Source organism: Pseudoalteromonas sp., assembly GCF_041629635.1.
Classification (GTDB): Bacteria; Pseudomonadota; Gammaproteobacteria; order Enterobacterales; family Alteromonadaceae; genus Pseudoalteromonas.
This window is the reverse complement of sequence record NZ_JBFKMX010000068.1, coordinates 1-19,073: the sequence shown is the minus strand read 5'-3', so window position 1 is coordinate 19,073 and position 19,073 is coordinate 1. Positions and strand designations below refer to the sequence as shown.

20 protein-coding genes are annotated in these 19,073 nt (G+C 40.2%); 7 read left to right on the top strand and 13 right to left on the bottom strand.

The features are described from left to right. Both ABYD77_RS11040 and ABYD77_RS11035 read right to left on the bottom strand, forming a co-directional pair. Positions 1-350 (bottom strand): heavy metal-binding domain-containing protein (locus ABYD77_RS11040; protein ID WP_372769824.1); only part of this gene is annotated, 350 nt, incomplete at its 3' end. Between the two features lie 68 nt (positions 351-418). Then, complete coding sequence (locus ABYD77_RS11035) at positions 419-700, bottom strand: hypothetical protein (RefSeq protein WP_372769822.1); 282 nt, start codon at positions 698-700, stop codon at positions 419-421. A gap of 311 nt (positions 701-1,011) precedes the next feature. Here ABYD77_RS11035 and ABYD77_RS11030 point away from each other — a divergent pair, with 311 nt between their 5' ends. Then, entirely contained in the window at positions 1,012-1,899 is an 888-nt protein-coding gene (locus ABYD77_RS11030) for a DMT family transporter (RefSeq protein ID WP_372769820.1), read from the top strand. A gap of 104 nt (positions 1,900-2,003) precedes the next feature. Here the strand turns inward: ABYD77_RS11030 and ABYD77_RS11025 are convergent, their stop codons facing one another. Then, entirely contained in the window at positions 2,004-2,492 is a 489-nt protein-coding gene (locus ABYD77_RS11025) for a DUF4442 domain-containing protein (RefSeq protein WP_372769818.1), read from the bottom strand. Between the two features lie 141 nt (positions 2,493-2,633). On the opposite strand from ABYD77_RS11025, the gene ABYD77_RS11020 reads away from it, so the two are divergent. Both ABYD77_RS11020 and ABYD77_RS11015 read left to right on the top strand, forming a co-directional pair. Then, positions 2,634-2,978 (top strand): HopJ type III effector protein, encoded by a 345-nt coding sequence (locus ABYD77_RS11020; protein ID WP_372769816.1) that lies wholly within the window; start codon positions 2,634-2,636, stop codon positions 2,976-2,978. 103 nt (positions 2,979-3,081) lie between these two features. Further along, entirely contained in the window at positions 3,082-3,642 is a 561-nt protein-coding gene (locus tag ABYD77_RS11015) for a hypothetical protein (protein WP_372769814.1), read from the top strand. Positions 3,643-3,709: 67 nt separating this feature from the next. Here the strand turns inward: ABYD77_RS11015 and ssb are convergent, their stop codons facing one another. From ssb to ABYD77_RS11000, 3 genes are all read right to left on the bottom strand, one after another. Beyond that, on the bottom strand, positions 3,710-4,375 hold the full coding sequence (gene ssb / locus ABYD77_RS11010; protein ID WP_372769812.1) for a single-stranded DNA-binding protein: 666 nt from the start codon (positions 4,373-4,375) through the stop codon (positions 3,710-3,712). 16 nt (positions 4,376-4,391) lie between these two features. Continuing rightward, positions 4,392-5,780, bottom strand: coding sequence for an MFS transporter (locus tag ABYD77_RS11005; RefSeq protein ID WP_372769810.1), 1,389 nt, complete (start codon positions 5,778-5,780; stop codon positions 4,392-4,394). Positions 5,781-5,842: 62 nt separating this feature from the next. Beyond that, on the bottom strand, positions 5,843-6,613 hold the full coding sequence (locus tag ABYD77_RS11000) for a substrate-binding periplasmic protein (RefSeq protein WP_372769808.1): 771 nt from the start codon (positions 6,611-6,613) through the stop codon (positions 5,843-5,845). A 118-nt stretch (positions 6,614-6,731) separates the two neighbouring features. Between ABYD77_RS11000 and uvrA the strand changes: the two genes are divergently transcribed. Both uvrA and ABYD77_RS10990 read left to right on the top strand, forming a co-directional pair. Further along, positions 6,732-9,551 (top strand): excinuclease ABC subunit UvrA, encoded by a 2,820-nt coding sequence (uvrA, locus tag ABYD77_RS10995; RefSeq protein WP_372769806.1) that lies wholly within the window; start codon positions 6,732-6,734, stop codon positions 9,549-9,551. A 31-nt stretch (positions 9,552-9,582) separates the two neighbouring features. Beyond that, a complete protein-coding gene (locus tag ABYD77_RS10990) occupies positions 9,583-10,575 on the top strand; it encodes a hypothetical protein (protein WP_372769804.1) in 993 nt (330 codons plus the stop codon). A gap of 30 nt (positions 10,576-10,605) precedes the next feature. On the opposite strand, the gene ABYD77_RS10985 is transcribed toward ABYD77_RS10990, so the two are convergent. Next, on the bottom strand, positions 10,606-11,001 hold the full coding sequence (locus tag ABYD77_RS10985; RefSeq protein ID WP_372769802.1) for an acyl-CoA thioesterase: 396 nt from the start codon (positions 10,999-11,001) through the stop codon (positions 10,606-10,608). 81 nt (positions 11,002-11,082) lie between these two features. Between ABYD77_RS10985 and ABYD77_RS10980 the strand changes: the two genes are divergently transcribed. Next, entirely contained in the window at positions 11,083-11,778 is a 696-nt protein-coding gene (locus ABYD77_RS10980) for a 2OG-Fe(II) oxygenase (RefSeq protein ID WP_372769800.1), read from the top strand. Between the two features lie 15 nt (positions 11,779-11,793). Here the strand turns inward: ABYD77_RS10980 and envZ are convergent, their stop codons facing one another. The 3 genes from envZ to greB all read right to left on the bottom strand — a co-directional run bounded on the left by envZ (position 11,794) and on the right by greB (position 14,449). Then, the gene (gene envZ, locus ABYD77_RS10975; protein ID WP_372769798.1) at positions 11,794-13,101 is read right to left on the bottom strand and encodes a two-component system sensor histidine kinase EnvZ; all 1,308 of its coding nucleotides are present in this window, start codon (positions 13,099-13,101) and stop codon (positions 11,794-11,796) included. Between the two features lie 19 nt (positions 13,102-13,120). Beyond that, complete coding sequence (gene ompR / locus ABYD77_RS10970) at positions 13,121-13,840, bottom strand: two-component system response regulator OmpR (protein WP_274760921.1); 720 nt, start codon at positions 13,838-13,840, stop codon at positions 13,121-13,123. A gap of 102 nt (positions 13,841-13,942) precedes the next feature. Further along, a complete protein-coding gene (gene greB, locus ABYD77_RS10965; RefSeq protein WP_372769796.1) occupies positions 13,943-14,449 on the bottom strand; it encodes a transcription elongation factor GreB in 507 nt (168 codons plus the stop codon). A 154-nt stretch (positions 14,450-14,603) separates the two neighbouring features. On the opposite strand from greB, the gene ABYD77_RS10960 reads away from it, so the two are divergent. Next, a complete protein-coding gene (locus ABYD77_RS10960; RefSeq protein ID WP_372769794.1) occupies positions 14,604-16,898 on the top strand; it encodes a Tex family protein in 2,295 nt (764 codons plus the stop codon). Positions 16,899-16,985: 87 nt separating this feature from the next. Here the strand turns inward: ABYD77_RS10960 and ABYD77_RS10955 are convergent, their stop codons facing one another. The 3 genes from ABYD77_RS10955 to bioH all read right to left on the bottom strand — a co-directional run bounded on the left by ABYD77_RS10955 (position 16,986) and on the right by bioH (position 18,959). After that, positions 16,986-17,810 (bottom strand): putative metalloprotease CJM1_0395 family protein, encoded by an 825-nt coding sequence (locus ABYD77_RS10955; RefSeq protein WP_372769792.1) that lies wholly within the window; start codon positions 17,808-17,810, stop codon positions 16,986-16,988. 12 nt (positions 17,811-17,822) lie between these two features. Beyond that, positions 17,823-18,116, bottom strand: a complete 294-nt coding sequence (locus ABYD77_RS10950) for a flagellar basal body rod C-terminal domain-containing protein (protein WP_372769790.1) — start codon at positions 18,114-18,116, stop codon at positions 17,823-17,825. A 99-nt stretch (positions 18,117-18,215) separates the two neighbouring features. Next, on the bottom strand, positions 18,216-18,959 hold the full coding sequence (bioH, locus tag ABYD77_RS10945) for a pimeloyl-ACP methyl ester esterase BioH (protein WP_372769788.1): 744 nt from the start codon (positions 18,957-18,959) through the stop codon (positions 18,216-18,218). Between the last annotated feature and the right edge of the window lie 114 nt (positions 18,960-19,073).

Genomic DNA, 19,073 nt, shown 5'->3' with positions numbered 1-19,073 from the left:
TGGGTTAAGCCATTTTCGTCATACTCAACCTTGCCGAAGGTTTCAATGAAGCGCCACAAAGTAGAGCGCTCAACCGGTACTTTGGTTAACGCCATGCTCTGCTGAGTATGCCCTGACACTGAAATTGCCACTTCTTCACTACTTTCAGGTGCTGAAAGCTCCACTAAGTCCATGCCACAAATGGGGCATTTGCCTGGGTGGTCTTTAACGATATGGCTATGCATTGGACAGACAAACTTGGTGCTCTTAGCGGGTAATTGTGTCAATTCATTTACCAGATTAGGCGATGACAAGTTTGCAAAACTCAGGCTTGCAAAAAGCGTTAAGCAAATAATTAATAAATATTTCATAGATAAAGTTCTCAATTCAAATAAATAAGGTGTATTTGACGTTGGCAAATACGGCTTAAAATATTGAATTAAGCTATTGGCGGTATAATGCTAACTTGCAGTGGTGTTGGGTAGTTTGAAAGCCCAATGGTAAGGTAGGCGAGCTCTTTTGCTATTGGCTCAGAAAAAGCGAATACCGAAAAAACACAGCATGAGGTATGGCATTTTGCGCTGCAATCATTACACGTTTCGCAGTCATGCTTGGCCATTTCTTGCTGCATTTGGTTGTTATCACAGCAACTGTGATTTGGACTTTCCATGCTTTTTTCTACTTGATGCATTTCAGCGCACGATATTTCCTCCCCTTGCATACTGTTCGCTGCAAGTGGATTTAGAAAAATACTGAAAATAAGCATTAAATATAAAATTCGCATAACGCAAAAAGTATACGTGATTGTATAAAACTTAGCTAGTCCCAAGCTTTTGTATTTGGTTGGTTAAGTTTCGTAATTGCAATATTTCTCAGCAAACTCTTAATAGCAATACAGTCACTTAAATACTAAAATGCTACCTTTAACATATTAATAACCATATAGATCAGCATATTTAACCAACTTTGCATTCCGCATGTTATAAAATATACAGATAATATTTTCATCTTAACCCCTAACTTACTAAGCACATGGTAAAAAACCAAAAACAAGCTATTCTCTACGCCTTATCGGCCGTCTTTTTATGGTCGACTGTTGCTACTGCATTTAAACTCGCATTAATGCAGCTAGCACCTCTTCAGTTGGTGTTTTATGCATCTGCATTTAGCTGGTTGTTTTTGGCTGTTTTTTTGCTTGTAAATGGTGATTATAAACACCTAAAAACAGCCTTTTTGGGCAAACCATTGCTTTATTTAAAGCTTGGTGTTCTCAACCCTTTTTTGTATTACCTCATTTTATTTAAAGCTTATGACTTGCTTCCTGCACAACAAGCGCAGGCTCTTAATTACACTTGGGCAATTGCGTTAAGCCTACTGGCTGTACCTATGCTTGGGCAACGCCTTCGAAAAACCGATATTGTTGCGTTACTTTTCGCCTATTTAGGCGTACTTATCATTAGTACAAAAGGGCAATTTACCGAGCTAAACTTTGAAAGCCCGCTGGGTGTGGGGCTTGCTCTATTATCAACACTACTTTGGGCACTGTATTGGATTTTTAGCACCAAGAATACTGATAAACCTGTGATTAGCTTGTTTATATGTTTCTCTATTGGCTTACCGTTTATTGCCTTTGTACTGACTTGGCAAAATGCTTGGCAAATTCCTTCAGGTAAAGCGTGGCTCGCCGCTGCTTATGTTGGGTTATTTGAAATGGGAATTACTTTTGTGCTGTGGTTAATGGCAATGAAAAAAGCTGAAAATACGGCGAGTGTAAGTAACCTAATCTTTATTTCGCCGTTTTTATCACTTATTTTTATTTATACTTTTTTAGGTGAAGCAATTCATCCTGCCACTATTGTTGGCCTTGGTTTTATTATTTGTGGTTTAGCAATTCAAAAATTAATAAAACCTCAAAAGTAAATATGCTGGGTATTTTGCTTACCGAAGATGTACATAACCACCGAAAAAATAATTCATTATTAAACACGTGAACTTTTTAAAAGTTTGAAAATAAGCCTTGGTTGTTAACGGCGCTTTTTGGCAACCCAAGTCCAACGCATTTCGCAGCTAATTGGACTATCGCCGCTTTCATCTGAGAGCATAACAGGTACAACTAAATCGCCTTTTTCTTGGCTATTAATTAACGCAATGTCTTGTTCACTCAATGATGCAGTTGCAGTAATGTTACCTTGCATGCGCTTGTTGTACTCAAGTGTCATTGATTTAAGTAACGGTAAATGGCTATCAGGCACATTCATACCAAACACGATACCAGAAGCAGACTCTGCAGCTAACGCGGCACCAACAGCGTGAATACCACCAATATGATTTTGCACACGCTTTTTATTTGCAAGTGTTACAACCACTTGTTGGTTGCTAATCTTATTCACTTTTAACTTTGCAGTTGCAGCAAACTTTACCTGACTGGTAAATAGCTTTGTGAGTAAAAACTCATGGGTTGATTTTGGTAATTTGTAAACTTTACTAACAAGTTTGCTTAATTTATTAGCCATTTCACTCTCCAATATAACTGGTTAGACCACCAAGAGTAACCTAAGCCAATAAAAACAGCAAAATATCAAATAGCTAAAAACTATTTCACCTAGCCCACAATAAACTGCATAGTGACGTTTTTATTTTTTAAGTTAAGCATTATGACTTTAGAAACTTTACTTAAGCAATTAGGCACATCACCTGAAAGCGTTACATTTCAACAAATAATGGCTGTTATTGAAAACCAATACAGCTATACACCTCAAACATTTACTAATGGAGAACTCATCAATAATGCTGGTGAAAATGCAGGTAGCTGCAAAATTTTCAGCTTTGCAAAGCTAAATAACCTAAATGAGGAGCAAACCCTTCACTGCTTTGGTGATTACTACCGAATAGATGTATTACAGCACCCTACTGGTGACGATCACCAAAATATTCGCAACTTTATAAAAACTGGCTGGGCGGGTGTATATTTCAATAGCCTGGCATTAACTGCTTGCTAACATTTTGATTGTAAAAAGAATGAACAAAGCTTTTATTTCGCTTGGTGTGATTTAAAGTAATTTGTTAGTATCAAAACACTTTTTACTCATGGCATGGATAAACATGAAAAAACTATTTTTAATCACTTTCATTTTATTGATCTCTGCGTGTTCACAAACACCAATCAATAACAGATACATCAGTGCTAATTGGCAAGCTATTGCTATCGCACCTATTGAAGGAAAGCAAGCTGACGCTGTTGAGATGGAATTAGATAGAGTATTCGCTATCAGCGATAAAGTAATTGTTTATACACCAGATCACATTAGGCTTGAACTGGATAAACGTAACTTAATAAAAGAATATAACGAATTTCCTCAGAAAGTGATGTTTGAACTTGCTAAAGAGCTTCAGGTCGATGGTGTTTTATTTGGTCAAATTAAAACGTCAAAAACCAAAAATCAATTTACAGGTTTCCCGACTACTTCTCTTTACAGCAAACTTATCGCAGTAGAAAATAAATCAGTTATCACTGCAACTCATCATGAAACTTCTGGTTTTATGGCTTCTGATAACTCAAGTATTTCAGAGCTAGTTGAATTAACTGTTAATGATCTAAATGAAGTATTGGATCAAATTAACCCATCGACTAAAAAGAGTTGGTTTGAGCAAGTATTTAACTAATTCCTGTTGAAAAAGACATATAAAAAAACCAGCAAATGCTGGTTTTTTTATTAACTAATCTTATTGATTAGAACGGAATATCATCATCAAAATCAATTGGAGGCTCCATTGGGTTTGATGCGCCACCTTGTGGTGCACTTTGCTTAGGAGCAAAGCCGCCCGATTGCTGCTGTGGCGCAAAACCACCTGACTGTTGTTGACCACTAAAACCACCAGATTGCTGCATTGGAGCAGACTGTTGAGCTGGTTGCTGATTAAAACCACCTTGTTGTTGCTGTTGACCACCTTGGTTAAAACCTTGTGATTGCTGAGGAGCAAAGCCTGATTGTTGCTGATTTTGCTGTTGTTGGAAACCACCACCCGCATTGTTGCCAGCATTATCACCACGGCCACCTAACATTTGCATCTGACCTGTAAAACCATCAACTACAATCTCTGTCGTGTATTTTTCTTGACCTTGCTGATCCTGCCACTTACGCGTTTGTAACTTACCTTCAACGTAAATTTGCGAGCCTTTACGACAATATTCACCAACCACTTCAGCTAACTTGCCAAAAAACACAACGCGGTGCCATTCGGTTTTGTCTACTAACTGACCCGTGTTTTTATCTTTATAACTGTCAGACGTTGCAAGTGTGATATTTGCTACTGCGTTGCCGTTTGGCATATATCTCACTTCTGGATCCTGGCCTAAATTACCAACTAGGATCACTTTGTTAATACCACGAGCCATGGTCTGTCTCCTTTAATTAAACTATACCTGCAACAACTTTTGCTTGTTGCAAATCGAATTCTGATTCTTTTACTTTTAAGTAAGTACGATTTTCTTCAAGTACTACTGTTGTTTCTAACACACCCGGTAAATCTGCAAGGTCGTTTGCAAGCTTTTCGGCTGCTTTTTCAGGGTCGAAATCAACTTTCTCCCCTTGTAATTCAGTGAGTAAGCTAATTAACTTACTTTTTGGTGGTACTTCCATTCCCCACGCAATGGCAAACCATATTACCCCAACCAAGGTTGCTGCGGCAAATACTGTCTGGGCATCGCTTACTTGTGCTAAATAACCACCAACAACACCGCCCAAAAAGGCGCCTAAAAACTGCGTTGAGCTAAACGCCCCCATTGCTGAACCCTTCTGCCCTGGTGGTGAAATACGTGCTACCAAGGCAGGCATGGTTGCTTCTAAAAAATTAAACGCGATAAAGTACAATAGCATGCAAACACCTATTATGGCCGCACTTGCGCCAAACAAACTTAAGCTCATTAAGCTTGCAACAATCAATGCAATTGAGGCTAAAAATGCTGTTTTCTCTTTTTCTTTTTTGATGGCAATAATCATCATTGGCACCATAAAAATAAATGCTAATAGTAAAACAGGAATATACAACTTCCAGTGTGTTTCAGCTGCTAAGCCATCTTTAATCAATTCGCCAGGTAATGCCACAAACACAGCTGTCAAGGTGAGGTGCAATAACATTACACCACAATTTAAACGCAGCAACTGTGGATGCTTTATTAAATTTTGAACATCACTCAAGGAGGCTGATGTATCTCCTTTTGGCGCTCGGTTTACGGCTGTTGGTACCACTGTTAACACAATAAAAATACCAATAACAGCAAGCATCGCAGTCAGCCAAAAAATACCACTTACACCAAAGGAAGCCGCTATCATTGGGCCTAAAAGCATAGCTGCCGCAAAGCTTAAGCCAATGCACATACCAATGACGGCCATTACTTTAGGGCGTTGTTCATCACGACTGAGGTCTGCTGCAAGTGCCAACACTGCAGCAGCAATGGCTCCCATCCCCTGTAATGCTCGGCCCAGTGTTACGGTATAAATAGATTCGGCCATTGCCGCAATTACTGATCCAATTGCAAACATAATAAGACCACTGACAATCACGCGTTTGCGGCCAAATTTATCAGATAACCAGCCCATAGGAATTTGTAATAATGCTTGCGTTAAACCATAAGCTCCAATAGCAAGACCAATCCATAAAGGTGAAAAGCCTTCTAATTCAGTACCATAAATTGCCAATACAGGCATAAGCATAAACAAACCAAGCATGCGAAATGCAAATACACTGGCAAGCGACACAGCGGTGCGTTTTTCAAGGGCATTTAATGATGAAGCAGACATTAGCGGTTTAGCAAATAGTTATTTGGAAATTAAGGCGGCAAGTTTACCACAAACTAAGATGGTTATTCTAATCCGTATTTGGCTAAAATTTTGCGTTTCTCCTTTTGATATCCAGTGGTTTTAAAAATCTGTTCAAACTGTTGAAATTGAGACTCACTAAGTGAGCGTTTACTAAACGCATAGTAAACATCCATGCTATTAACTACAAAATCATCTATATAAATATGAGAAAAGCTGGGATTAAACTTTTTTTGATAAGCTAAATTTCCCTTTTCTTCTAAAAAACCACTGATTTTTTTATGTGCTAACAAGTCTAACTTAGTTTTATTATCTACCACAGTGATAAACCGATCAGGGTGCTTTTTTAAAACTTCTTCAAACGCCTCACCGTAATATGCACCACGATGAACAGCTACCGGTGCAGGCAGATAAATTAAATCTTCCAGTCTAGATATTGGATAAATATTAGCCTTATTCATTGCTAATACAATGGTTTCTTTACGTTGCGGCCCAAGAAAGTAGTAATATTTTTCACGCTCAGTCGTTTTTGACACGCTCAACATCAGGTCTATTCGTCCTGCTTTTAATCCCCCCAATGCCCTTGCCCAAGGGAGCTCGACAAAGCGATAACTGCACTCTGTTTGCGCTAATAATGTTTTAGCAAAATCCACATCTAAACCATGTAATTCGGCATGCTCATCAACACTTTTTACAGCACCAAAACGCTCATAGCGAATCGTTAATTCACAGCTAATTGCAGAAAAGGTCAAGCAGCTCAACATAATGAGCGCGATATTTCTATACAGCAAAAGTGATCCAAATTTGTAATGCAAGCTTAAATAAGTTTAGTAACTTCTTACCATAAATACAGGTTATAAAGGGCTGTATATTTATACAATATAATGCAATACTTAGCGCTATATTGCTGCTCGCTATTACTATAGGATAACAATGGAACATATCGAGGTTCGCGGTGCCCGCACGCACAACTTAAAAAACATCAACTTAACTATTCCTCGCGATAAACTGATTGTAATCACAGGCTTATCTGGTTCAGGTAAATCATCTTTAGCATTTGATACTCTGTATGCTGAAGGCCAGCGACGTTATGTTGAATCACTTTCTGCGTATGCTCGCCAATTTTTATCCTTAATGGAAAAGCCTGATGTTGACCATATTGAAGGTTTATCCCCTGCAATTTCAATCGAGCAAAAATCAACCTCGCATAACCCGCGCTCTACCGTAGGTACCATTACTGAAATTTACGATTACTTAAGGCTATTGTTTGCACGTGTTGGCGAGCCTCGCTGTCCAACCCACGACCTACCGCTTGCAGCTCAAACTATTAGCCAAATGGTTGACCAAGTTTTAGCGCTGCCTGAAGGCACTAAAGTAATGTTGCTCGCACCTGTAGTAAAAGAGCGTAAAGGTGAGCATATCAAACTGCTTGAAAGCCTTGCAGCACAAGGCTTTATTCGTGCACGTATTGACGGCGAAGTTTGTGATCTTTCTGATCCACCTACATTAGAACTACATAAAAAGCACACTATTGAAGTAGTTGTTGATCGCATCAAAGTAAAAGATGGCTTGCAACTTCGTTTAGCCGAATCATTTGAGCAGGCGCTTGAACTATCCAACGGTGTTGCACAAATCGCCTACATGGATGAGCCGGAAAAAGACGAAATTGTTTTTTCTGCAAACTTTGCTTGTCCTAGTTGTGGCTACGCAATGACAGAATTGGAACCTCGTTTATTTTCATTTAACAATCCAGCAGGTGCCTGTCAGAGCTGTGATGGATTAGGTATTCGCCAGTATTTTGATCCAAACCGCGTAGTGCAAAACCCAGAGCTTAGCCTTGCTGGCGGTGCAATTCGCGGCTGGGATAAGCGTAGTTTTTACTATTTTCAAATGCTGCAAGCAGTGGCAAATCATTATGGCTTTGACATAGAAACACCTTTTGAAAAATTGCCTGCTGATGCACAAAAAGTGGTACTAAATGGTTCTGGCCGCAGCCAAATTGAATTCCAATATCGTAATGACCGCGGCGATGTTGTTGTGCGCAATCATGTATTTGAAGGTGTGCTTAACAATATGGCGCGCCGTTACAAAGAAACCGAATCAAACTCAGTACGTGAAGAGCTGGCAAAGTATCAAACTAATCAAGACTGCCCGAGTTGTAGTGGCTCGCGCTTACGCGAAGAAGCACGCCATGTATTTCTAGGCACTACAAACCTACCGCACGTTACTAAAATGAGCATTGGTGAAGCTCAGCAATTTTTTGGCAAACTCAGTTTTAGCGGCCAAAAAGCAAAAATCGCCGAAAAAATCTTAAAAGAAATCAGTGACCGCTTATCTTTTTTAGTGAATGTCGGCCTCAACTATTTATCTTTAGAGCGCAGTGCCGAAACCCTTTCAGGTGGTGAAGCGCAGCGTATTCGCTTAGCAAGTCAAATTGGCGCAGGCCTTGTTGGTGTAATGTATGTGTTGGATGAGCCTTCTATCGGTTTGCATCAGCGCGATAACGACAGATTACTCGCCACATTAACGCACTTACGTGATTTAGGTAACACGGTAATTGTGGTTGAGCATGACGAAGATGCCATTCGCGCCGCAGATCATATTATTGATATTGGCCCTGGTGCAGGCGTTCACGGCGGCCAAGTAATTGCTGAAGGTACACGTGACGATATCATTAACTGTTCAGAATCAGTGACTGGCCAATACCTCTCTGGCACTAAAGCAATTGAAGTCCCCGCAACACGTCATCAGCCACAAGATAAATGGCTAGAACTGAAAGGCGCTACCGGTAATAACTTAAAGAGCGTTGATTTAGCGATACCATTTGGCTTAATGACGTGTGTTACTGGCGTTTCAGGATCAGGCAAATCAACCTTAATTAACGATACGTTGTTTAAAGTGGCACACACTGAGCTTAATGGTGCGACTACCGCAGAAGCAGCCCCTTATAAATCCATTACTGGCATGGATTTGTTCGATAAAGTTATCGATATTGATCAAAGTCCGATAGGCCGAACGCCACGTTCAAACCCTGCTACTTACACAGGTATTTTCACTGCAATACGTGAGCTGTTTTCAGGCACACAAGAAGCGCGCTCTCGTGGTTATAAACCGGGGCGTTTTAGCTTTAATGTAAAAGGTGGACGTTGCGAAGCGTGTCAGGGCGATGGTGTTATTAAAGTTGAAATGCACTTTTTACCTGATGTTTACGTGCCGTGTGATGTGTGTACTGGTAAACGCTACAACCGTGAAACATTGGAAGTCTTATACAAAGGCAAAAACATTCACCAAGTGCTTGATATGACGGTCGAAGATGCACGCGAATTTTTTGACAAAATTCCAGCCATTGCACGCAAGTTACAAACACTGATGGATGTTGGTTTAAGTTATATTCGCTTAGGGCAATCAGCAACTACCTTGTCTGGTGGTGAAGCTCAACGCGTTAAATTAGCCCGCGAACTATCAAAACGTGATACCGGTAAAACTTTATATATTCTCGATGAGCCAACCACAGGTTTGCACTTTGCCGATATACAACAACTGCTTGTGGTGTTGCATCGTCTGCGTGATCACGGAAATACCATTGTGGTTATCGAACATAATTTAGATGTAATCAAAACTGCCGATTGGATTGTTGATTTAGGCCCTGAAGGTGGTTCTGGTGGTGGTGAAATATTGGTTGCAGGTACGCCTGAGGAAGTTGCTCAACATCCACAATCTCATACTGGTCGCTATTTAAAAGAAATGCTATAAGTATTTCAATTAATAATAAAAAAGCACCTAAATGGAATTAATTAGTCAAAAGCTGCCAAAGTTAAAACTAGTCCAACTTAAGCTAGTAAACTTTTGGCAGTCTTTATCTCTACCAGAAAAACTGTATACCCTATCATTCGCCTTGCTGATTATTTTTCAAGGTGATTATGGTTTAGCTGCAATGCTTACTGTAATTGGTCTGCTGATGGAGTTTTGGCCTAAGTTTTCCAGGGCGTGGGATAGCCTTGCCGGAAAAGCTGTCATTCTACTTTTTTATGCCACCATTACAAATTTTGCGCTGGTATCAAGTGCGTCTATGGTGAATGAAGTAACAGGCGTACCTGCAGCACACTTTAACTACACACATAACTTTGCCATTTTACTGGTGTTACCTAGCTGGATTTTAGGCATTAGCGTTGTAGCGTTAATGATTTACCAGCTATTTGTACCGTTTTATCTGTTCGCAATTTTGTTGGCAAAGCCATTCGGCATCAAAATGGTGCGTTTCTTTTCTAAAAGTAATCATCCATTTTTCTCAAACTCCATGCGTTTTATGGTGTGTTTTACTGTTGTCTTTCAGTTACTGTCGTTTTGGCAAGGAGAGCAAAAGAGCATCGAGGAAATACTTAATGGAATTGACCCTAATGTCACTGAAGTAGAACAAAAACAAGCTGATTTAGCGAAGCAACAAGCTCTTGATACTGCTGTTGTTGAAACACAAGAGCCAGAGACGCCAGAAACATTTAGTATTAGCTTTAATAATGCAGCGGGTGAGTCAGATGAACTATTAATTCCAATTGATAAAGGCTACGAATCGGTAATACGTTATTTGATTGCAATGTTCGCTTATCGACTTGAAGCTGATAGCTATTCTCGTTGCAGCAAACCCGCAAGCACAAGAGCCGTAGAGTTAAACGACTACGAAGTGCTCTTAATTAGCGAAAACAAAAATGCAAAGTATGGTTATGACTTTGTTGTAGCAGTTTGTAACTCACCCAGCAACAACCTTTTCAAAAACAGATAACTTTGATTTCTATATCCACCTAAAAGCAACTTACTCTGCTTTTAGGTGGGCAGCTAATAATGCTCTTTCTTGTTCACTCAACGGTGTAGATGCTTTGTTTGCAAAATCATACCGCACCATAGTGGCATAACCAACTGCACAGAGCTCATTGTGCTGATATACTTCTTGGCAAATGACAAACGATGCATTGCCAATGCGACTGATGCTGGAATTAATGGTAATCTCTTGACCGTAAAATAACTCACCTTTGAACTCAACTTCTATTTTTGCAACGATAAGTTTCCAGTTATTGCAATCGAGATCGGGAGTAAAAAAACGGAAAAAAGGGGTACGAGCGGCTTCAAACCAAACCGGTAGCGCAGTATTATTAATGTGTCCTAGCGCATCTGTTTCGCTAAAACGCGGCATAAGTGTTTCACTAAACATTTCAATTGAGCTTTATAAACTAAGGATGTGCTCACTATAGTTATGTTTATTCAGAATTAAAACAATAATAAAAGGTCAATAATGCAGGATTTTATTCGAGTTTATGACAATGTACTAAGTAAGGAATTCTGTGATAGCTTTATCACTAAATTTGATAGCAGCCCATTTTTAGCGCAGGGTAAAACCAGTGGTGGTGTCGATCTTAGTAAGAAAAACAGTCAAGATTTATACCTCAACCAACATATTGAATACCAAAAAGAACTTCAACATATTCTACAACATACTACTGAGAAAATATTTGAATACTTCGAAGAGCACTTCTTTGCACTGATTGGCGCATTTGGTTTAAAGGTTTACCACCCAAAAACGAAACAACCTGTTGATCTAACGGTTGAAAACTTTGAAGAGGTTGGTAAACCTCAATTACCAGTTTTGGTTCAGCAAATCTTTCGCTTAGGCCAAATTCAAGCACAAAAATATACTGCCGGAGAAGGTGGTTATCCCTATTGGCATAGCGAGGTTTACCCACAAAAAGGCCATAACGATAGCTTGCACCGTATTTTACTGTTTATGTTTTACTTAAATGATGTGGAAGAAGGCGGCGAAACGGAATTTTATTATCAGAATAAAAAGATAAAACCAAAGCAAGGCTCTATGGTTATAGCACCGGCTTATTTCACGCACACCCACAGGGGCTGTATTCCGGTGTCTAATGACAAGTACATTGTCACATCCTGGGTGCTGTTTAACACAGCTGAACAGATTTATGGTGCCTAAGTAGGCACCATAAGATTAATTACTTAGATGAATTCGCAAGCTAACCTTTGCTTCTAAGCCACCTTCAGAGCGATTGCGTAGCGTTACTTTACCTTGGTGCATATCAACAATACGTTTAATTATAGCAAGGCCTAAGCCGCTCCCTTCGCTACCACGCGCCTGATCACCTTGGGTAAATGGCTGAAACACTCTTTCTAATTCATGCTCAGGGATGCCAGGGCCTTTGTCTTGCACTAAGATTTCAACATATTCTTTATTAGCAGAATACTGAGTTATAACCGTGACATCTTCTTCACTGTAACGCAGTGCATTTTCAATCATATTGGTGATTACACGCTTCATCGCTACATGACTAATCGGAATATTCGGCAGTGCTTCGTTGGCGCTAAAACTAATTTCTCGACCTTGTTTTTGTTCTGAAGAAACCACCTCAGATACCAATGCGTTGATATCATCGGGCGCTAAATCGCTTAACTTGTGATTGCGAAGGTACTCGATAAACTGGTCAATAATTGCATTCATATCTTCGATATCGGTGATGATACCTTCACGCAAATAATCTTCATGTTCTGACATCATTTCGGTAGCAAGGCGAATGCGTGTAAGCGGCGTGCGTAAATCATGGGAAACACCCGCCATTAACAAGCGACGGTCTTCTTCTACCGCTGCCAAACCTCGCGACATTTGATTAAAAGCACGCGTTACTTCAATCATTTCAATCGAGCCTTGCTCGGGGAGTTGGCTCGAATAATCCCCTACTTCCACTTTACTCGCCGCTTTTTGCATTGCTTTTAATGGCCGGTTTAGGTGACTTGCAAATAACCAACCGCCAAGCACACTTAATACACCAATAAAGGCTAAATAAAATGTCAGTACTTTAACATTTGCTTCTTGATAGCCAACAAGTGGTACTTTCACCCAATAACCAGGTGCTTGCGGTGGTTCAATCCAATAAACAAGTATATCCGATTGGCTGATACGTACCCGAGCTTCACCTTGTAAGTATTCTGACATCACACGAGACAAATAAGGGTATTCGCTGGCTTGTTCTAAGCCATTTCGCATAGCTTCACGTTCACTCATCACCTCAACGCCAGTCGCTAAATAAAATTTTTCAGCAACATCATTGGGCATCTCCACACCATCATTATGACCAATAAAGACAGTACGTACCTGTTTAGCCAACATTAAGTTAACTTGTTCGATGGAAGGTTTTACAACGTAAAGGGTAACCGAGATATAAGAAACGATTTGATTTATAAGCAGCAGTGCACCTACCAAAAAGACGGTCTGGCCAAATGCACTGCGAGGAAAAATACGCATAATTTAGGCTTTATATATCCTATTCTTTGCCATCTGGCACAAAAACATAACCTAAGCCCCACACAGTTTGAATATAGCGAGGGTTTGCAGCATCTTCTTCAATCATGCGACGTAAGCGCGAAACTTGTACATCAATACTGCGTTCTAATGCACTGTAATCGCGTCCACGTGCTAAATTCATTAATTTATCACGGCTCAGTGGCTCTCGAGGGTGCGATACTAATGCCTTTAGTACGGCAAATTCACCACTTGTTAGCGAGATAGTTTCATCGCCTTTGCTCATTTCACGCGTTGCCAAGTTAAGCGAAAACTGGCCAAAACGAATTTCATTTTCTTCAGCAGAAGGCGCACCAGGTACATCACTTGCTCTACGGCGAAGAATCGCTTTAATACGCGCAAGGAGTTCGCGCGGGTTAAACGGTTTAGGAATATAGTCATCCGCACCAAGTTCTAAGCCGATAATACGGTCAACTTCATCACCTTTTGCCGTTAACATTACGATTGGAATGTCATTTTCTTTTTGACGTAAACGACGACAAATTGAAAGACCATCTTCACCAGGCAACATTAAGTCTAATACCATTAAATGAAAGTTTTCTCGTTCTAATAAGCGGTCCATTTGCTCCGAGTTTGCTGCAGAGCGAACAATAAAGCCCTGCTCAACTAAGTAGCGCTCTAGTAGGCTGCGTAAACGCATATCATCATCGACTACCAGTATTTTTGTTGTTTCTTGTCCCATGATTTCATTCTTCTGTTATTTTTCTTTGGCAATATGCCTACTATAAATAATTTTTGTCAAATTAGGCAAAAGAAGAGTGTTACTAGGTATTACAAACTCTTACTAAGCAACATCGTAGCGAATTGCATTAATAAAGAAGAGCGTTACACCTTCTGCATTTTTAAACTCAAACTCATCATCTTGCTGTTTACCTAGCATGGCACGGGCAAATGGCGAATCAATGCTAATTTTGCCATGCCTAACATCAAATTCATCTGGGCCGACAATTTGATAGTTAAACACCTCACCCTCTTCATTTTCTACCTCTACATGCGCGCCAAAAAAGACTTTGCCCGCTTGCTCTGGTTTAGGATAAACAATATTTAACTGCTCTAAACGCTTTGTTAAAAAACGCACACGGCGGTCAATCTCTCGCAAGCGCTTTTTACCATAAATATATTCAGCATTTTCTGAGCGGTCTCCAAGGGCTGCCGCTTCGGATACTGCCTGCGTCACTTTCGGGCGCTCTTCTTTCCACAAATAACGCAGCTCTCTTTCTAGTTCATCATATCCGCTGCGTGTAATATAATTAGAGCGCTTGGGAAATGTCTGCTTAGGTGGTTTTCTCATAGTTAAGTAACTAAGTATCGTAATTTATTTATCGCTTATGATTGAAAAATTTATGTTTAGATACAAGATCTATAGGCATTATATTTAAAACAATTTTTCTGGTGTGGTCTCTCAATACAAAAACCACCCATACTTACCGATTTAAAGGTTTTTAATGAACGCTATTGCTAATCAATTAGCTCATGAGCTAAATGCTTCAGTGCAGCAAGTGACTGCCGCAACACAATTACTCGATGATGGTGCAACTGTGCCATTTATTGCACGCTACAGAAAAGAAGTAACCGGTGGCTTAGATGATGGCCAATTGCGTTTATTAGAACAGCGTTTAGGTTATTTACGAGAACTTGAAGAACGTCGTTCGTTTATTCTTAAAACGATTGAAGAACAAGACAAACTGACAGCTGAGTTAAAAGCCGATATTAACGGCGCGACCAGCAAAACAGAGTTAGAAGACTTATACCTGCCATATAAACCAAAGCGTCGCACGAAAGGACAAATTGCAATAGAAGCTGGTTTAGCACCACTGGCAGATCAACTACTAGATAATCCAACACTTGACCCTGAAATAACAGCAAGTGGCTTTATTAACCCTGAAAAAGGCATTGGAGACAGCAAAGCTGCGCTTGATGGCGCTAAGTTTATCCTAATGGAACGCTTTGCCGAAGATGCAAAACTGCTAGCTAAACTCAGAAGCATGCTGCAAAGAACCGGACATATCGAAAGCAAAGTAATTGCTGGCAAAGAAAAAGATGGTGCCAAGTACCAAGACTATTTCGAACATAGCGAAGCACTTAGTCGTATTCCATCTCACCGTGCACTTGCCATGTTGCGCGCACGCAATGAAGGCGTTATCAGCTTAACGATTAACCCTGATCCTAGCTTAGAAGATGGCAATGCTGAATGCGTTCGCCTCATTGCTGATCACTACAAGCTAGACGTTTTAGCAAGCCCTTGGCTTAAGCAGGTAGCGCAATGGACTTGGAAAATTAAACTAGCACTGCACTTAGAAAATGAATTTTTGGGCAAGATCAGAGAAGTTGCTGAACAAGGTGCAATAGACGTTTTTGCAAAGAACCTTAATGACTTATTAATGGCTGCACCAGCGGGTGCAAAAACCACATTAGGTCTCGATCCTGGTCTTCGTACCGGTTGTAAAATCGCTGTTGTAGATAAAACAGGTAAACTACTGGATAACGTGACGATTTATCCTCATGCACCACAAAACCATTGGGATAAATCATTACGCACGTTAAGCCAGCTATGCCGCCAGCATAAAGTTGAACTCATTGCGATTGGTAATGGCACAGCATCACGTGAAAGCGATAAGCTTGTTGCAGAACTTATCAAGCAAGAATCTGATCTTAAGATCAGCAAAATTATGGTAAGTGAAGCAGGTGCATCTGTTTACTCTGCATCTGAAGTAGCTGCTGAAGAATTCCCAAATCTTGATGTATCAATTCGTGGTGCAGTGTCAATTGCACGCCGACTACAAGATCCTCTTGCTGAGTTAGTAAAAATTGAACCAAAAGCCATTGGTGTTGGCCAATACCAACATGATGTGTCACAGAGCCAATTAGGCCAAAGCCTCACCGCAGTTGTTGAAGATTGTGTAAACGCAGTAGGTGTAGACGTAAACATGGCATCGCCACAGTTACTTACCCGAGTTGCAGGCTTAAATAAAACGTTAGCGCAGAATATTGTGGCTTATCGTGACGAGAATGGTCGCTTTAGCTCTCGTAAAGAACTGAAAAAAGTTGAGCGTTTAGGGCCGAAAGCATTTGAACAGTCAGCGGGTTTCTTACGCATTAATGAAGGTAAAGATCCACTTGATGGTTCTGCTGTTCACCCTGAAGCCTATGAAATTGTTAAAAGTATTGCAGAAAAGACCGGCGTGCCTGTAGCTGAACTAATTGGTAACTCAGCATTACTTAAATCATTAAACCTAAATGACTTTGTAACAGAAAAATTCGGTTTACCAACCATCACCGATATTATTGCTGAACTTGATAAACCTGGTCGTGACCCGCGACCTGAATTTAAAACAGCAAGTTTTAAAGAAGGCGTTGAAACAATTGCCGACCTAAAACCAGGCATGATTTTAGAGGGCGTTGTTTCAAATGTTGCTAACTTTGGTGCATTTGTTGATGTAGGTGTGCATCAAGATGGTCTAGTACACATTTCTTCATTAACAAATAAGTTTGTCTCAGATCCACGAGAAGTGGTGAAAGCAGGCGATATTGTTAAAGTAAAAGTTTTGGAAGTTGATGTTGAGCGTAAACGTATCAGCTTCACAATGCGATTAGATGAAGAAGTACGCGAAAAAGCGCCATCTAAAGCTAAGCCAAGCAAACCAACTCAGGCAGCAGCAAAGAAAGCGAAACCTCAGCAAAATAATAATGCTGCAATGGGTAATGCATTTGCAGAAGCCTTTGCCAAACTTAAAAAGTAGTTTTAACTAATTAATCAAATTCAGGGGAATTAAAACAGCCATAAAAAAACCGCACTGAGTGCGGTTTTTTTATGGCTGTAATCTTAATTATGCGTAGTTTGCTAAATTTGGTCTTTCAAATGGGGATGTAGCCGCTTGATAGAATTTAGCTATGCGCTCAGCTCTCTGATTAATTTCAGAATCTCTACGCTCACTAAAATCATACTTTGATGCTGCATTAGCTTCTTCTTCAACTTCACCATCACGCTTGAAGAAATCACTTAATTCAGTATTAAGATCCGCGCGCGCTTCACTCATTTTTTGGTTTGCTTCAGCAGCAATGGCGCGATCAGCACCTGAAGGTTCTTGTGGTGCTAAAGCTGCAGCTCGCACTTGCTGCATTTTTTCAATCGTAGCATGAGGATCGTTTGGAATTTCGCTGATATCAATTGGCACTTCACCCGCTACAGCATAGTTATTACCATCACTACCGCGTTCATATTCGTAACTAGGACTACCTGCATACTGGCCACCAACTGCTGCATGTGCTTGTTCATGCGCTTTCACTTCACGGTCACGTTCTTTAAGCTGAGCAAGTGCTTGAGCTTCTTTTTGAGCTAATTGCTGTTGCTTGTTTTCTTCACGTTGCTGACTTTGTTGCTCCTGCTGTTCCTGTTTCTCTTGCTGCTTTCTTTCTGTGATTTTGCTAGTGCTTTCACTTCGATTATCAAGCGTTTCTTGGTTAGCGATTTGACTTGAGCCTGGTTGGCGTGTTTTGTCTTGCTCAGCAGCTAAACGCGGGTTTGTAGCAGAGGCTTCAGCTTGTTTTGCAGGTGTAACCAACTCTCGCAATTGATTATCACGACGAGCTGTTTCGGTATGAACATTAGCGGTGTTAAGGCTAATGTTTGGGTATGTCGATACAATGTTCATTTGTAGACTAAGTTACACTCTCACGTCAATTAAAGTACCAAGCACTTCATCAGCGGTTTGAATTGAACGAGTATTTGCTTGTGCATTAAACTGTTCCACGCGAAGATTAACCAGCTCTTCAGTTACATTAACTGGTGGACTTTGCGCCTCTCTTGTCTCTTGCGGTGGCTCTTGCCGTTCAACGTTCTCTCGCTCGGTTTGAGCACGTGCAATGTTAGCTGACGCTTCAGTGATGCCATCAGACGCACTTTGCAAACCTTGTAAGCCAGCATTATATGCAGACCCCAAGTTGTTTGAAACATCCATAAGCACCTCTCAGTAAAACACCTTTGACTATTTTATTATCGCTCAAATTTCACACAAAATAAAGTTAAGGCGGCAATAATTTGCCGCCTTCTATCAAGGTTAATTTTCTATGTGGGATAACAGTAAGTTAGCAAACTCTTGAGGGTGAGATATAAATGGCGCATGTGAGGCTTTAGGTAAAATATCTGCTTTAAAATGAGAATTGAGCTGCTTCATTTTAAGCACTGACTTTACAGGAACAAGCGAGTCTAAACGACCAAAAATCCCTGAAATCGGCACTTCAACAGTAGCAAACAGCTCACGTAAGTCATCATGTTTCAATATTTCTAAGCCGCCTGATAGTGCAATTGGTTGTGCATCAGGATACGCAGTAAGCAGTGATTTAATTTGTTTAATATCTTGCTTGGCATGCTCGCTGCCCATTGCTTGAATTGCTAGAAAACGCTCAACTGTTTTTTTATGATCTTTGCTTAATTGCAACATAAATGTATCAAGCACTTTTTCATCAATACCACGCCATTCATCATTAGACGCAAAAAATGGAGTCGAGGCAATTAAGATGATTTGTTTTACTTTGCTTGGATAAAGCTCTGCCATTTTAAGGGCAATTAAGCCGGAAAGTGACCATGCAACCAGAACAGAGTTATCTTCAATTTCTTTTGATAGTTGGTGTGTTACATTTTCTACTTGGTATGGTTTAGTGTCATCAAATTGATTACCACCAAAACCAGGTAAATTTAATGAACTAAAAGTGTGCCCACTGTGCTTTTCAAGCGTCTTTTTTTGCATTTGCCAAATGCCTTGGTTCATCCCCCAACCATGCAATAAAACAACGTTCGCCATCGAATTTCCTCGCTTAAAAATTTTGCCGCTATACTAACAGTTAGCGATATGGAAATCCTGTATGAATTTTTATAACAAATTATTAAATTGGGTCTTACCTAACCTATGTGTTTC